The sequence below is a fragment of the Alloacidobacterium dinghuense genome (assembly GCF_014274465.1).
GTDB lineage: Bacteria > Acidobacteriota > Terriglobia > Terriglobales > Acidobacteriaceae > Alloacidobacterium > Alloacidobacterium dinghuense.
In genome coordinates this window covers 4,330,470-4,346,968 of sequence record NZ_CP060394.1, presented here as the reverse complement: position 1 = coordinate 4,346,968, position 16,499 = coordinate 4,330,470, and the positions used below count along the sequence as shown (strand labels likewise).

Annotated in this window: 8 protein-coding genes; 3 read left to right on the top strand and 5 right to left on the bottom strand. The window is 56.4% G+C overall.

Translation table 11 applies throughout. The annotated features are described in order from the left end of the window. Window positions 1-45 precede the first annotated feature (45 nt). From H7849_RS17935 to H7849_RS17915, 5 genes are all read right to left on the bottom strand, one after another. Window positions 46-3,438, bottom strand: coding sequence for a TonB-dependent receptor (locus H7849_RS17935; protein ID WP_186741247.1), 3,393 nt, complete (start codon window positions 3,436-3,438; stop codon window positions 46-48). A gap of 243 nt (window positions 3,439-3,681) precedes the next feature. Further along, complete coding sequence (locus H7849_RS17930) at window positions 3,682-6,048, bottom strand: YncE family protein (protein WP_186741245.1); 2,367 nt, start codon at window positions 6,046-6,048, stop codon at window positions 3,682-3,684. A 361-nt stretch (window positions 6,049-6,409) separates the two neighbouring features. Then, window positions 6,410-7,540: a hypothetical protein gene (locus H7849_RS17925; protein WP_186741243.1), complete on the bottom strand. Its 1,131-nt coding sequence runs from the start codon at window positions 7,538-7,540 to the stop codon at window positions 6,410-6,412. 297 nt (window positions 7,541-7,837) lie between these two features. Continuing rightward, window positions 7,838-9,883 (bottom strand): S53 family peptidase, encoded by a 2,046-nt coding sequence (locus H7849_RS17920; RefSeq protein ID WP_186741242.1) that lies wholly within the window; start codon window positions 9,881-9,883, stop codon window positions 7,838-7,840. A 346-nt stretch (window positions 9,884-10,229) separates the two neighbouring features. Beyond that, window positions 10,230-12,329 (bottom strand): S9 family peptidase, encoded by a 2,100-nt coding sequence (locus H7849_RS17915; protein ID WP_186741240.1) that lies wholly within the window; start codon window positions 12,327-12,329, stop codon window positions 10,230-10,232. 967 nt (window positions 12,330-13,296) lie between these two features. Between H7849_RS17915 and rpsL the strand changes: the two genes are divergently transcribed. The 3 genes from rpsL to fusA all read left to right on the top strand — a co-directional run bounded on the left by rpsL (window position 13,297) and on the right by fusA (window position 16,467). After that, window positions 13,297-13,692, top strand: coding sequence for a 30S ribosomal protein S12 (gene rpsL / locus H7849_RS17910; RefSeq protein ID WP_186741238.1), 396 nt, complete (start codon window positions 13,297-13,299; stop codon window positions 13,690-13,692). Window positions 13,693-13,767: 75 nt separating this feature from the next. Next, on the top strand, window positions 13,768-14,238 hold the full coding sequence (rpsG, locus tag H7849_RS17905; RefSeq protein ID WP_186741236.1) for a 30S ribosomal protein S7: 471 nt from the start codon (window positions 13,768-13,770) through the stop codon (window positions 14,236-14,238). 147 nt (window positions 14,239-14,385) lie between these two features. Continuing rightward, complete coding sequence (gene fusA / locus H7849_RS17900; RefSeq protein WP_186741234.1) at window positions 14,386-16,467, top strand: elongation factor G; 2,082 nt, start codon at window positions 14,386-14,388, stop codon at window positions 16,465-16,467. Window positions 16,468-16,499 lie beyond the last annotated feature (32 nt).

The window sequence follows — 16,499 nt, the reverse complement described above, 5'->3', positions numbered from 1 at the left end:
GAAGTAGGGCCTGCATTTCTGCAGGCCCCGCTTGTCAATTCTCAGTTAGAAGGATATGCGCAATGCAAACTGCATGACGCGAGGATCGCCGGATAGCGTGGTGATACTGCCCGCAGAACTGCTGGTGATGTTGTTGCCGGGCTGGCCAAACTCCGGCGTATTGGTTACGTTGAAGACTTCCCAACGAGCCTGAAGATTGACGCGTTCAATGGGGAAGTCCCGCATCAGAGCTGCGTCGAACACATTGGTGCGTGGTCCGATGAGCGTGTTGCGTCCACTGTTGCCGAATTGACCGGCGGGCGCAGCCACATAGGCATCGGTGGTGTTGGGCGCGAATTGGGAGCACGCTTTGTTCGTCGAGATGTAGAAGTAGCATGCTGGATCGCCGATGACGCGCGGCTTGCCGACGACGAACGGCGTAGCTACAGCATAGCCATAAGGATCGAGTGCGCTGGCGAGCGTGCCACCGGAGTTCACCGTGAACGGGTGCCCAGAGTAGAAGGTGTAGACGCCCGAAGTACGGAAGTCTCCGAAGATCCACGAGAGCGGACCGCTGTTCAGCATCGACTTGCCATGACCGAAGGGCAGCTCATAGACATAGCTGACAGAGACGCGATTGCGGATATCGAAGTCACTGTTGCCATACCACGCGGCCGCGTTGCGTCCATTCGGCGCATCGCCAGAGTTGCTTTCGAGTTCCTCCGGCGCGTTATCGAGGCTGTGTGAGTAGGTATAGGCAGCCTGCAGGCTCAAGCCTGCCTGGAAGCGGCGCTTGAGGCTTGCCTGCAAGCCGTTGTAGTTGCCGAAGCCGATCGGGTCTGTGTATTCGATCTGGCCGAAGTTGGAGTAGGGAATGACCGGCACCGTTTTACCGCTGCTGTTTGTCGTCGTCTGAACAGTGTTGCCAGAGATAATCGGCTGGTTGTAGTCGCGGATGATGTCAAGATGCGTTGACTTGGTGCCAACATAGTCCACCTCAGCTGTCCAGGTGTTTGCAATAGCGCGCTGAATGCCGAAGCTCCACTGTTGGACATAAGGCGTGGGGTCGTTCGAGTTCAGAGCGCGGATATGGAAGGAGGTGAGGTTGTTGAGATTGATGGTCGAGGGGTCGAGATAGTTCGACGGGAAGCCCTGCTGCGCGATCATGGCCGGAGTCGTTGAGGTTGAAGCAGCCGACTGTGTCTTGTTGATGAGGAATGGTGGATTGAGCGAGAGCTGGTCTTCGCTGCCGTAGCGCTCGAAGACGGTGTAGTAGATGCCGTATCCACCACGCACGACTGTTTTCTGGTCGGGCGAGTAGGCAAAGCCGAGGCGCGGGCCGAAGTTCTTGTAGTTGGTGTCGACCAGCGAGCGCGACTTCAGGCTGCCGGAGCGAGCGAAGACCAGCGAGCCCGAGTCGGGATCGAAATTCGCCATCTGGTTCTTGGCGTTGAGCGCGGGTGTGGCAAAGTCATAGCGCAAGCCGAGATTGAGGGTGAGCTTCGGCGTGACCTTCCAGTCATCTTCAAAGAAGCCGGAGAGCATCCAGATGCGCTGATCGACGAAGTGGACGTTGGTGAGCTGGTTGCTCTGCACTTGGCCGAGCAGGCCGTCGGCATAAGGAAAGCCGGTGTTTGAAATGCACTGGCTGGATGCATTGCGTTCGCAGGTGAAGATGCCGGTAAAGGTCATATCGCCGCGCATGCCGGGCTCGTCCTGGAAGAGGTTGCGCATTGGCGCATAGAGCGAGGCGCCGATTTTATAAGTCTGCCTGCCGTGCGTGATCGAAAGCGTGTCGTTGTACTGGAATTGCTGTGGCACCTGCTGCTTGGGCAGGAAGTCAGGTGATCCAACGAAAGCTCCGATTGAACCGCTGAACGTGGTGAGCGGAACACCGCCGCCGACCGCCGGGTTGATGGGAATACCGGGAACAAAGTTTCCGGCATATTCCGTCAGAGCAAACGGGTCCTGCTCTGCGAAAGAGTAATTGCGTACCCAGCCGAAGCGGAAGTCGTTGACCATGCTTGCGCTGAAAACATGCGTCCAGCCGATAACGAGGCTGTGGTTCTTCAGGTATTGGCGGCCCCACGCTGAGGTGCTGCTGCCGTCGGCCAACCCGCCAAAGTAGCCGGGGATGAAGCGGAAGCGATTCGAATAGTTATAGCGCGCGAAGACGGTGTCGTTCTGCGAAGCTGTCCAGTCGACGCGGCCGTTATAGCTGTCGTTGTTATCCTGCACGCCGCCGGTGCGGAAGTAGTTGTTTGTTTCTGCAAACGAGCCGTTCGAAGCTACATTTGGTTCGGGGAAGAGCGCGATGAGACTGGCGACAACCGGGTCGATGCGGCCTGCCGGGATTTTGTTGTCGGCGAAAGGCTGGCCAGTCTGCGGATCGTAGATCGTCGGATACTTGATGCCGACCTTCGCGCTGGTTTCTGGGCTGAAGTCGCCGATACGCTCGTTATCGAGCGGCACGGTGGAGGTGCGGTTCACGCCCTGCTTGATGCGCGTGCCCTCGTAGTTAAAGAAACCAAAGAGCCGGTTCTTGAGGATCGGGCCGCCGAAGCTGCCGCCGAACTGGTTCTGATTGTTTTCCGCCTTGGGCTGGTTGTGCTGCTTGGTGATGAAGTCCGTAGCGTCAAAGTACTGATTGCGCACGTACTCATAGGCGAGGCCGTGGAACTGATTGGTGCCGCTCCGGGTGTTGACGGAGACTGCGGCTCCCGGTGCGCGTCCATACTCAGCCGAGTAGGGATTCGTGATGATGTTGAATTCGGCGATGACGTCAACCGACGGGTGCGCAGACTCAGTGCTGAGTTCCTGCACGTTTTCCGAGAAGGTGTTGTTGTCGATGCCGTCGAGAATGAAGTTGTTCTGAAGCGAGTGGATGCCGTTGACGTTGAAGTCGCCGGTGCGTCCGGCTGAGGTGGAACCGCTCTGCTGCGTGAAGCGGCTAATCTGCACGCCGGGAACTGTGCGAAGCAAGTCATCCCAGTTGCGCAGGTAAAGCGGAGTCTGTTCGATTGTCCTCGAGTCAACGACTGTGCCGATCGAGGCGTCATCGGGGGAAAGGCCTATGCCCTGCGCTTCCACTTGGACGGTCTGTTGCTCTGAGCCAACCTGAAGCGAGAAATCGCGGCGGCCCTTTTCTGCAACATTGAGAGTTACATTTTCCTGGTCTGTCGTAAATCCGGGAGCTTCCACTCGTACCGTGTACTGCCCGATCGGCAGGTTCTGGAAAGTGTAATAGCCGGCGTTGTCGGTGGTGACGACGCGCGCATAGCCGGTGGCTGGACTTGTAGCATTGACGGTTACGTTTGGAACGGCTGCGCCGCTCGGGTCAGTAATTAAACCGGAAAGGCTGGCAGTATTAACTTGAGCGTTAACGGATGAGCCGAGAAATGCGATGACAGCGAGGGCTATGGTGTAACGATACCATGCCCATGAACGAGGGTGTTTCATAGTAGCCTCCTCAAATCAGTAAATTGTCGTGCAGGGAGTGATTCAGGCCTACGCACAGCAGATTTGTGTATTCGGGCGTAACTACAAAGACACTAAAGGTTCACTCTAAAGGGGCTATGAATGCAGCATGAACAGAATGTAAAAACGGCGAGAATGCCCGGAAAGGCATGCGCAAAGTCGCGCCAGAGATAGAAATGCCCGCCGCTTTTGGCTGCGGGCATCTTCTGTGGAGGGCTGAACGAATTAAGTTGTTGTGCGTGGTTGTACCGCGATGAACTGGACAGGAACCGCCGTGCTGGGATCACAAACAGGCGCTCCGTTTGCCGGTTGCTGGACACATTTTGGCAGCTTAGGATTAACCGTCTGCGTATCAGTGAGCGATTGAATATCAATGAAGTGCAGCAGATTGTCACCCGAGGTGCCGACGAAGAAAGTCGAATCATCGGGGCTGAATGCGCCGGAGAGCGGCGCCTGCGCTCCGGTTGAGAGCTGCACATTCGACACTGTTCCAGCAGTGCCGTACGTTGTCGATGGAGTATAGGCCGGCAACAGGCCGGTTGCGCTTGCTGCGCTGTACGTGACGAAGGCAATGGCTGCAGTCGGGGATGAGACGACCTGATTGATTTCAGTTGGAGTGATGCTGCTGAGCGCCGAGGTATTGATGCTGTAGTCGCCAGGATTTGTGCCCGAACCCTGCTGCAGCTTGATGCCCTGATTACTCGACGGGCATGATCCGATGGGAATTTTGACCGAGATATCGGCAATCTGAGCCGGGTTCGCGGTTGCTCCCAGAATGTGATTGCCGTCATTGGTAGCTGTGACGTGATCCGAGGCCGTCGCGATGGTCGCCGCAAGCGGATAATAAACCGGCGGACTCACCGTCGTATTCGGGCAGAAACCATTGGCCGTGGTGTTCGATCCGGTGATGAAGGGACCGATGCTGGGGATCGCAACGGTAATGTCTGGAGAGCAGAACGGGTCAAAGGTTGTAGTGTTGTTGTTGTTATTCAGCTGGGCTGTGGTGCAGACATTCGTGCCGCCATTCGAGTTCGTGTACGTGCTCCAACCGGTCGCTGCGTTGTAGACGTAGAAGTTGTTGGGCCCGATGATGTAGAGATTCTTCCCATCCGGAGAATACTGCGCGCGCGTCGCGAGCCCGCCAACGCTGGTGAATGACCCTTTGCTCCCGTTGTAGAGATAGATGATCTGATTCACCTGGTCGTTGATGACTGCAGTTGCGCTGTCCGGCGAAACCGCGAGCACGACTCCGGGAACGTTCGTGTCTTCCTTGCTGAGCGTATTGGTTCCTGCACTGACGACCATCAGCTCGTGATAGCTGCCGAAGTAAAGATTCGTGCCGTTCTGATCGAGCACCATCGAGTTCGGAATGTACGGCAGCTTGATCGGCGTCGGTGCTCCGGTTGCAGTCAGGTCGAGCGGCGTGAAGTAAGAAGATTGCGACGAGGCCAGCCACAGCTTGCTGCTGCTGCGTCCCGGAGAGTTCACAATGACAGGATTACTGGTAACAGGCAGGCCGGTTCCCAGCTGGCCGATGATATTTACCGGCGCGGGATTGCACGTGCCGGGTTGGCATATTGCCGTAATCGTGGTGGTCGTCGGGAAGGTAGCGGTCACCGTACCGGAACTGCTGACGGAGATCTGTTTGGGCTGCGTCGAGGTGTAGTCCAGCGAGAGGCCGCTGATGCCGGTCCCGGTTGTGTCAGGAATATTCGCCAGGAGATTCTGCGGGCTGCTGGCGGTCACGGTCACGGGAGTAGGCATACCCGTTGAGCCGTTGAGCGTGAGTCCAATGCTGGCTGGCGGACAAGTGAAGAAATATCCGGCGGCAGAGGTGGTGCCTGCGAGCACGGCGTTGATGACCGTCGACCCAGGCTGGAGGGCGGTGGCGAGACCATTTACAGGATTCGTGCTTGTGGTGTCTGTCGTGTTGTTAATGGTGACGATACTGCTATTTACAGGGTTGTAGGTGACGGTGCCCACGTATTGGGAAGGGATAGTCACGCCGTCGGGACCAAAGACCTGCGTATTCACCGTCAGCGGCATGGGCGTGGTTGTTCCCGGATAATTTAACGTCTGGTTTTGGGAGACGCAGGCTGTCTGGGAGCCGATCGTGATCGCCGTGACCGCCGGATGAATATAGATGCTGATCGGATTGCTGGTCACCGCCGAAGCGCTTGCCGTGACCTGAGCGACTCCCGGCTGCGTTGGCGGCGTGCAGATGGTGAAGTCCGGGATCCCTGAGGCGCTGTGACGGTTCCATGTGCCGGCGCAGATCGCACCGGTCGACGGATTAATGTCGGCGAGGTTCAGGTTCGTTGTGCCGTAAACATAGTGTGCGACGCTGACCGTGCCGCCATTGCAGTTGAAGCCGGTAGGCTGATTTACCTGGCCGGTCTGCCCATAAGAAAGGGAGATTCCGGTCGACGCCGGTCCCAGGTTGATGTGGTCAAGGTCTGTGACCTTCTCACCGTATCCGTGGCCATTCTTGATGCAATAGTTGTTAGGGTTTGTGCCACCACAGCCTGCGATGGAGATGCCGACGGGAATCGAAAGTACAAATAAAGCAATCAGGGCGAAAAACCGCTGCATGAAACCTCCCCGTCTGTATGGACTCGCCACGCAGACGGTTGTCACTGCCAGAGATTCTCTGGGAGTCTCTTCAAGGATATAGTTCCGAAATTTGAGTGTAAAAGCTTGAAAGGACTTCAGCAAGCGATTGGGACCGCCGCGAAGGGAGATCGATACGCCGCGGGCTAATCGTTAGCCATGGGAACAGGCGGACCGCTTCTGCTGCGTGGCCTGCGGGGAGTGGTTGAAAAAGCAGGCTTGGAGTTCCCCCCTTCGAACGCTGTGGAAAAGAGTTGCGCAAGAGCGGTAAAGAGCGGAGGCGCTCGTCGCTGCGAGCCTGGGCCCTGCAATGATGGAAGCGCCTGCACGCTGGTAAGAGGTCCTAGGGAAGATCCAAATCGGTCATATCCCATCCGTGATGGTGTTGCTCTAGCAGATCCTCAATGCGTACAAAGAATCCGTGAACATCGCCGTTTGCTGTTGAGTAATGACCCGTTATCATGCCGTTTTTCAGAGCAACAGGAGTGGTATCGGTAGCGCCAGGAACATCAAAGGACACGCTGTGGCCATTTTCTTTTCTGACAAATCCGTGATCCTCGTTGTTTCCGTCTACCCAGAAACCCGCGATCCTGCCTGCCGGGCTAATCCCCTGAGGGTTTGTAGCAACAGCATTCCCAACGCTGAACAGACTAATCGTACCGTTTCGCTGCCGCAGAAACGCCTGCTCGGTCCCCTGAACATCGGTATAAATTCCCGTGATCTGCCCACTCTGGCTGATTGCGGTCGGTTTGGTCGACGTTGCCTCAGCTACATCATCCACATTGAATGTAGTGATGGCGCCATCCGGGTTTTGCACAAAGCCAAGTTTCGGCCCCGGTCCATTCGAACATGACCCAGTGACGTGACCGCTCAGGTTTACAGCCACGGCATCCGTAAAGCCGAGAACGCGGTTTTCGCAAGCAGCGATTGTATTTATTGGCGCCGCCGTCCCGTTTGGCTGTCGGACGAAGCCATAGTCGAAGGTGTCAATATCAATGGTTTGCTGGCATTGCCCAACGATCTCGCCGAATGCATTTGTCGCCCGAGGAAATGTCTCACCGTTTTCAAGAAAAGGCGGCCGAGCGGAAGAGCATGCATCAAAGAGCACGATCGTTCCATTCGGGTGCCGTATGAAACCCCGAATGGTGTTAAAAACCAAAGGTTCCGGTTGACTGGTCGGGCCATCGGAGTACCCAATCACATTTCCCAGCGTATCAATTGCTGTTGGAAAAGTCTCCGTGGAACCAGCCACGTCGAACCTGATAATGGCGCCATTTCTTTCTCGCAGAAATCCATGGTGCATAAGGTCCGCACCCGAATAGTCGCCTGTAATCTGTCCTGAAGGATTGATCCCTGTTGGATCCGTATAAACAGCGTTCGGAACATCAAACGTAATGATGTTTTGCCCATGGAGGGCCGAGACAAGGCCGACGAACAGCAATGCCACAATAAACACACGCTCTTTCGACATCATGGTTCCTCAATTCCATCGCCATCGATTCGTTATCATTGGCGTGCATTGCAAAAGAACTCTTCTCGTATTCCTGCCAGATTTTTCGTCTGTTGTGGCCATAGTGATCCCATATGTAGTCGCGTTTCACCATGAACCGCCTTCGAGCGCTCTCACCACCGGCAGGAAAATTTTCTTATCTCGAGTCTGATTCTTGTAGCGAAGATGTATCAGCTCTCTTCGCCCTCGGTAATTGAAAGTTGCAAGCGTGGTGGGCCGAAGATCAGCCCACCACCCTGTTTCTCTGTGCCGCAGCGGCAACTACTTTGCTTTGGCTGCAGCCGTGATGAAGGAGAGTCCGTCGGGAACTCCCCAGCCGGTTACGTTATCCCAGCCTTTCGTCACCGTCAGCGATGTATCCGTGCCGAAGCTGAGGTCGACATACTCACCGCCCAGATTCCAGAACGCGCTGACATATTTCGTTGTGGTGAAGAGCGGAGGAAGCAGATCGTTGGATGAATAAAAGGTTGAACCATTCGAATCAACGATGACGCCAGAGACGTTTGTGACACTGCTCACGGGGACGACGTCATTGATAACCGATGGGGCAAGACCTGCGAGCATAGGAGCGGCCTGCCCAAGAGGCTTTCCAGCCTTTTGATCCGCAATTGCCCAGATGCTGGAAAAGATAGGCGCCGCCAAACTGGTTCCGCCGATGCCGGCCATGGGAGTGCCTCCCAGAACAAAGACCACCCCGGTGAATGGATCAGCCAGGGCTGCAATATCCGGAGCTTGTCGTGTCGTCCCAGGGAAGGACTTTTGCCAGGATGGTTTGGCAATGAAGCCGCTCACGCCTCCTCCTGCTCCAGCGTAATTTCCCAGCCCCTGTGGCGGGTCTAAGACTGCATTGGTTGCAAAAGAGAGGAAAGTGACATTGTTGCCCCAGCCGACTTCCGCTCCGGTTGTTGTTCCATTGGGGATGCCGATGCTCGTTCCGCCAACAGCCGTGACGAAGGCTGATGTCGAGGGATAGAGTGCGCCGCCACCGCTAGGCGAGCCGATTCCTTCGTCACCACCGTCTCCGCTGGAGAAGGCGGCGGCGATACCGGCAGCCGCAGCCTTCTTCAACACTTGCTCAAATCCTTGAACAGTAAAGGCCCCAAAAAGAGCTTCCGGCAAACCGTAGCTAACCGACATCACATTGCCGATTTTGTTTTGCCTGGTGAAGTCGATCGCGAACTCAAATTCCGTCCAGTCTGTCGTAGGCAGTATTTCGATGACGATCTTGGCCTTGGGAGCCATTGCATGAACCCACTGAACATCGAGTGACGATTCGTCCTGCACATTTTCAACTTGCAGCGCCAGAGCGCTTGGCTTGCCGTCTGGATAGAGAATCTGGAAGTTCGAAGAATTGATTGCCGGAAGACCGGAGAGCTTGGAGAATAGAGCAAGATCGGTCGTCAATTCTGTCCCATCTGTTGGGCCATCGAGGATCACGATCGTCTGTTTGGTTCCGTCAAGACCCGCCTTATATGCCTTATCCAGGCCGTAATGAGTCTGGAGTTGCGATGGAGTCCAGGAGCAGGAAATCGATGGGGTGTCGTTGAAGGCTGTGTCATAGTTATTCCCAAAATAGATCCCGACAGGCAGGGTGGCTCCGGCTGTAGTGAGCGTGACTGATGAAGGGCTCGAGAAGCAGTCGTTGGTCGCAATTCCAGACCATCCGCCGCTGACCTGCTTAAGTGTGGCAACTGGCAGCTTGGCCGGCGCGGTGTGCGGCTTACCCGTTCTAGGATCAAGCTGATATTTGATCAGTGGCTTAAGTTTCATATCGCTGAGTCCGGTGACGCTACGCACCAACGAGCCAGCCGGGCCAGCCAGTCTCGCCGGCGTTACGTTGGCGTGGAAAGTCTTGCCCTCGCGTTCAAATTCATGAATCTGCGTCTGGAATGCCCTCTCAACACTCGAAGCCGCACCGCGGACACGAATGGAGAGATTGTCGGAGCCGACAGAGAGAATCGAAAGGCCGTTCGACACAAGCTCTTTCTTCACGGTCTCAATCTCGGCCGGTGACGGCGCAAACCGGGCCAGGTCGCTGTCTGTCATCCACTGGTGATAGGTGGGTGAGCCAGGGCTGTAAAGATCTTCGACAGCCTTGTCGAAGGCTGCCTGATTGCGCACCTTCAGATGCACCGTAAGAGTGATTTCCTGAAGAGGGTGAATCGGACCATGATCGGAAGAAAAATCGGCGATGGGCGCGCGTTCAATCTGCGTTTGTGCGTGAAGTGCGGGGCCGGCAAGCAAAGTGCATGCAATAGATACACTGCAAGCCCAGGCCCAATTTGAGAAATTAGCTTTTCGCAACATGAGAGTTCCATCTCCTGCGTGGGAAGGTGTGAGGGTTTACGTTCGCCGGAGGGGGGAATGCGAACGCAGCGAGGCACCACAGAAGTGACCGATGAACTGAGAAGGACTTACAACCTCAGCAGAATGCGCGAGGAAAGAATTCAGCAGCGACAGGAAAAAGCAGCGGGTTGTTGCATACGTGTCTCTGAAACAGCCCCCCTAATCTGCCACACGGTTACGGTTGCGTCAACAGAAAAACTTGTTCAAGGGGGGTGTGAACTGCAGTGAAGCATATCGCGGGACCGAACTGACGGATCCAAAGATAATGCCCGGCCTGTGACCGGGCATTATCTTGTTCGCTATCAGGTCATTGCGCTGGCATGTATTGCTCGAACCAACTCAGTGCGCGTTCCAGCACGTCGCGTTGATGATCGCGCGAGACAAAGTGATGGCCTTCATTGGGATAGACGACCAGTTGCGTCGGCACATGCTGATCGCGCAGCGCATGCCAGAATTCAAAGGATTGCGGCATCGGGCATTCGCCATCGCGGTCGCCCACAACCACAAGCGTAGGCGTCTTGACCTTATGGATGAAGTTAATGGCTGAACTCTTAGCGTAAACAGCCGGATCGTCATAAACCGATGCGCCAAAGAACGGGATCATCCATTGGTCGATGGAGTTTTCGCCATAGTAGCTCTGCCAGTTGGCGATGCCCGCGCCGGCCACGGCCGCGCGGAAGCGGTTCGTCTGCGTAACCGCGAACATGGTCATAAATCCGCCATAGCTCCAGCCAGTGATCCCGACGCGTTCCGGATCGACCGAGTATTTATTGGCCACGGTATGGACCCCGGCAAGAATGTCCCGCAGGTCGCCATAGCCGAAGTCCTTGCGATTGGCCTGGGTGAACTTCTCGCCCTGTCCGTAGCTGCCGCGCGGGTTCGGCTCAAGCACAAAGTAGCCGAGCGCAGAGAATGGCGCTGCCCCAAAGCCGGCTCCCGGCCAGTGCGGCGTCGCCGCTGCCGACGGTCCGCCATGAACCATAACAATCAGCGGATATTTCTTTGCCGGATCGTAATTGGCAGGGTAGAGCAGCCAGCCCTGCACGTCATAGCCGTCGTTTTTCCAAGTTACAGACTCGGATTTGCCCCACGAGGGCTTCAGGTTGTCGTTGTAATGGGTGATCTGCTGGAATTCATAGCAGTCTTTCGCGCATTCCCCATCGACGTCTCTGGCGACCCAAACCTCTGGTGCTTCAGAGAATGAACTCTTGATGAAGGCGAAATCACCACCTCCATCTGAGAGACTCATCATGAGCCGTCCATCACCGATGTTGGCTGGAAATTGAAAATTGAGAACGGTGTGCTGCTTGACCGTATCGGTGGGCCTATCGAGTACCAGAGTATTGAACTCGCTGGAGCCTCCACGAATGGCTGAGTATTGAATTTCACCGGGTCTGGGCCAGGAAATCCAACTGGTTGTAGCAGTCTGCCCGGGAGTCATGTTGATCGGCTCCCCTCCAGTTGCAGGAACCACGTAGAGATCGCCGCCAGTTGAGCCCTGATCGGACATCAATCCTGCGATAAAGGCGATCTGCGAGCCGTCAGGCGACCAACGAGGAACGGCGAGTTGCAGGCCGAAGACGGGGCTGTGGCCGGTGGTTGGATCAACTACTATGCTCGGGTCGAACGTGGCGCGGCCTCCCGCAAAAGGCTTTGTTCCCGGCATAAATGGCTGCGTATAGAGCTTGGCGACCCACCAGTTGTTCTCTCCCGGAGGTTGCGCAGCAATGTACGCCAGTTTCTTCGAATCCCGAGACCAGTTGAACTCATAGACATGCAGGTTGGCAGGCGTGATTTGGGAGAGGTCTCCCGAGGCAGTATCCACAACGGCGACGCGCTGAATTTCAAGTCCCTCAACTCCAATCACTCCCGCTGGCGGCTTCATTGCGGCAAGCGCTCCGGAGGGACGAGTCGCCCCTTCAACATAAAGCAAGCCGATAAATTTCCCGTCCGACGACCACTGCGGGGAATCCGCATATCCATGGAATGTCGTCAGGCGCCGCGCCGGAGTCTTCGCCGCTGGCTCTTCAAGGTAAAGCCCCTGCTGATGCTCGCTGTTGCAATCGGAGAAGAAGGCCAGCGTTTTCGAATCCGGTGACCAGGCGATCTCATTCTCCTCGCCCTGCTTGCCCTCTGCGCAGGCCGTGACCTGGAAGGTAGACGACGGATTGCTGACCGGCGCAGCTTCGATCACGGAACCCCGACCTTCCTCCGCACGCACGACCCATGCTACCCAGTTGCTGTTGGGGGAAATCGCGGTCTGTCGGGGAGCGCGAACCGCTTCGAGTTGGGAAATGATCTGGCCGATGCGCGGATCTTTTGCCGGGGCAGCGGCCGGTGTCTGGGCGAGAGCGGTAGCGCCTGACAAAAGACAGGCGAGGAACACAATCGGCTTGCGAAGGGACATAATGCGGGATAGTAGCAGACAGCGAAGGAATAAAGGCCGCTGACGCTATTCATGGAATTGGCAGAATTCGCTGTCAAGTCCCATCGCCTGCGTTGGCACGCGTAAGCTATTCAAATAAAGCTACTTGCAAGCGAAATCAGTTTGGCGTGTTTTCTCGCCAAACCTGCTATTCTGGATATAAGTGGGAAGTTTCTGGAGAGAAGACGCCGCAATCTGCGACGTTTTTCTGTAGGGAAAGGGGATCCCCCGCTAAGTGATTGAAAACACTAGAAAGTACCTAACCCTAATCAAGTCAATGATCTAGCGGGGGATGATCCCCCCGTAAACGATTGAAAATAAAACAAAACGAAACGCCCACCCCGGGGAGGGGGAGGTAAGCCCTAGGCAGTCTCCCTCTGCACCAGCAAAGGCAGCCTCCGGACCAGCAATTTCAGGGTCCATTCGCACACTTAAAGGTGCTAAACTACCGTTAAGAGCGCTAAGAACACGCGAAAATTGTGAATTTTTGCGGGGTTTGTTGACTCAAATAAAGGTACTTGGTACTCTTAGAAGGTTCCATGAGAGTGCTCTTCGTGTGCGTCTTATCCGGAGAGCAGCCACGACCTAAAAAGCTTCGCAGTAAGGCCAGTCGGAGAAACTAAGGACTGGCGGATACGGTATCTGCGAACCCCATCATTCTCATGAGATGGGCGAATCGCATCGGTGCCTGCGACCCCCTTCACCTTGAAGGACTATGCAGGCCGGAATCAGCGAAACGGAGTCGGCTTTCTTTCGTTCCCGATTATGCGGGACAGAGGAACGTGCGGCCACCGTCCTGATTCTCGTCTGGGATTGAAGCAGTGCAGACGCGAAGCAACACCGGACTTCGCGCGGGCTGATGGCGGATTTTGCGCTGTCACGAATCGTGCGCGAGCGGTGGTGTCGCGTCAGGCGGTAAAAGAGTTTTTGAGTTGGTAAGGAGTTTGGATTGCCTACATTCAGTCAGCTCGTGAGAAAAGGGCGCACGGCGCCGAATTATAAGACGGCATCGCCTGCATTGCAGGGATCGCCGCAGCGCCGCGGAGTCTGCACCCGTGTTTACACGCAGACGCCGAAGAAGCCGAACTCGGCGCTCCGCAAGGTAGCCCGTGTCCGCCTGACCAATGGCATTGAAGTCACGTCGTACATTCCGGGCGAAGGCCACAACCTGCAGGAGCACTCGATTGTGCTCATCCGCGGCGGCCGTGTGAAGGATCTGCCGGGTGTGCGTTACCACATTGTGCGCGGCACGCTCGACTCGGTCGGCGTGGTGAAGCGTACGCAAAGCCGCTCGAAGTACGGTGCGAAGCGCGCCAAGGGCGGAGCTGCTCCGGGCAAAAAGTAGCCGCGTTCGCGCGGCTGTCCTGAGCGCAAAGCGTGAAGGATCCACCAAAGTTTAGAAACGCAAGGTTAAAGGTTTATGCCGAGAAAAGGTCACATTGCGAAGCGGGAAGTTGCAGCCGATCCGGTCTACAACTCAACGCTGGTCACGAAGTTCGTTAACTCGATGATGTGGGGCGGCAAGAAGTCGACCGCGCAGGGCATCTTCTACACCGCCATGACGAACCTGGAGCAAAAGGGCGGCGACGAAGCGCTGAAGCTCTTCAAGAAGGCAGTCGAGAATTGCAAGCCGCTGCTCGAAGTGAAGACCCGCCGCGTCGGCGGCGCCAACTATCAGGTGCCGATCGAAGTGAACCCGGAGCGTCGCACCTCGCTGGCGATTCGCTGGCTGGTGACCTATGGCCGTGCGCGTGGCGAAAAGGGCATGATCGACAAGCTGACCAATGAACTGCTCGATGCAGCCAATGGCCGCGGCGCTGCGATGAAGAAGAAGGAAGACGTTCACCGCATGGCCGAAGCCAACAAGGCCTTCGCGCACTACCGCTGGTAGGATTGGCCGTCTAGGCGGACGCGCGCTTTGCGCGCCAGGTCTGGGTTGATGAAGGAAAGTGGTTAAAAGTTGGGAGCTGAAAGCTGCTCCCGAATGAAATTTGAACCTTGGGCTGGTAAGGCCTGAGAGAACTAGAGAGAAGAGACAGTGGCTCGCCAAGTACCGTTAAATCGTTGCCGGAACATCGGAATCATGGCGCATATCGACGCCGGGAAGACGACTACGACTGAGCGCATTCTGTTCTACACAGGCATTACGCACCGCATCGGCGAAGTGCATGAAGGCACGGCGACGATGGACTACATGGAGCAGGAGCAGGAGCGTGGTATTACGATCACGTCCGCTGCGACGACCTGCACCTGGAACAACATCCGTATCAACATCATCGATACGCCGGGTCACGTTGACTTCACCGCTGAAGTCGAGCGTTCGCTGCGCGTGCTTGATGGTGCGGTTGCGTTGTTTGACTCTGTATCGGGTGTGCAGCCGCAGACGGAAACCGTCTGGCGGCAGGGTGACAAGTACAAGGTTCCGCGCATTTGCTTTGTCAACAAGATGGACAAGGCCGGTGCCGATTTCGAGCATGTGATTGAGACCATTCGCAAGCGCCTTGGCGCTCGTCCGGTTGCGATCCAGATCCCGATTGGTGCGGAAGCGAATTTCAAAGGTGTTGTCGATCTCATCGAGATGCGCGCTATTGTGTGGCACGACGAAACGATGGGCGCGAAGTATTCAGTCGAGCCGGTTCCGGCTGATCTGGTGAAGAAGGCGGAAGCCTTCCGCATGCAGCTGATCGAGACGGTCGCCGAGAACGACGACGACATGCTGCACAAATTCCTGGAAGGCGAGACGCCGACTCCGGAAGAGCTGAAGAAGGCGCTTCGTAATGCCACGATTGGCATGAAGGTCTTCCCGGTGATGTGCGGTTCGGCCTTCAAGAACAAGGGCGTGCAGACGCTGCTCGACGCGGTGGTGGATTATCTGCCGAGCCCGCTCGATGTGCCTGCGGTTGAGGGTATCGATCCTGCCGATCATTCGGTGATTCTTGTCCGTGAAGCTAAGGATGATGCACCTTTCTCCGCGCTGGCATTCAAGCTGATCAACGACCCGTTCGGCAAGCTGAGCTTTATCCGCCTCTACTCGGGTTCGTTGAAGACGGGCGACACGGTTTTGAATCCGCGCACGGGCAAGACCGAGCGTGTGGGGCGACTGGTGAAGATGCACGCGAACAAGCGTGAAGATATTACCGAGATCTATGCCGGCGACATTTGCGCTTGCGTGGGCCTGAAGGAACTCAAGACGGGCGATACGCTGTGCACGCCGCAGCATCCCATTGCGCTGAGTGCTATCACTTTTCCCGCCCCTGTTATCCACGTCGCGGTCGAACCGAAGACAAAAGCTGACCAGGAGAAGATGGGGCTTGCGCTGGCGCGGCTGGCGGATGAGGATCCGACGTTCAAAGTTCACACGGACGAAGATTCCGGTCAGACGATCATCAGCGGCATGGGCGAGTTGCACCTCGAAATTCTTGTCGACCGTATGAAGCGTGAGCACAAGGTTGAGGCGAACGTGGGCGAGCCGAAGGTTGCGTTCCGCGAGACGATCCGCAAGCCTGCCGAGGCGGAAGGCAAGTACATTCGCCAGACCGGCGGTTCGGGTAACTACGGGCACGTCAAGATTCGCCTGGAGCCGAACGAGCCGGGCAAGGGCTTTGAGTTCATCGACGCGATCCGTGGCGGTGTTGTTCCCAAGGAATACATCAAGCCGACCGAGCAGGGTATCCGCGAGGCGCTGCACAATGGCGTACTGGCTGGCTACGAGATGGTCGACTTCAAGGCGACGCTCTTCGACGGCAGCTATCACGATGTCGATTCGAACGAAATGGCCTTCAAGATTGCCGGTTCGATGGCCTTCAAGGAAGCCGCGAAGAAGGCGAGTCCTGTGCTGCTTGAGCCGGTGATGGCGGTTGAAGTCACGGTTCCGGAAGAGCACATGGGGACGATCATCGGCGACATCAACTCGCGCCGCGGACGCATCGAGGGCATGGAGCACACGGGCGGTTCGCAGGTGATCAAGGCGATGGTTCCGTTGAAGGAGATGTTCGGATACGTGAACGATATCCGCTCATCGACGCAGGGACGCGCTTCGTACTCGATGCAGTTTGCCCGCTATGAAGAAGCGCCGCGCATGATTTCCGAAGAGATCATCGGACGCAATCAGGGAAAGTAAAAGTTTGGAAATGGCTGGGCCTCATTGAGGCC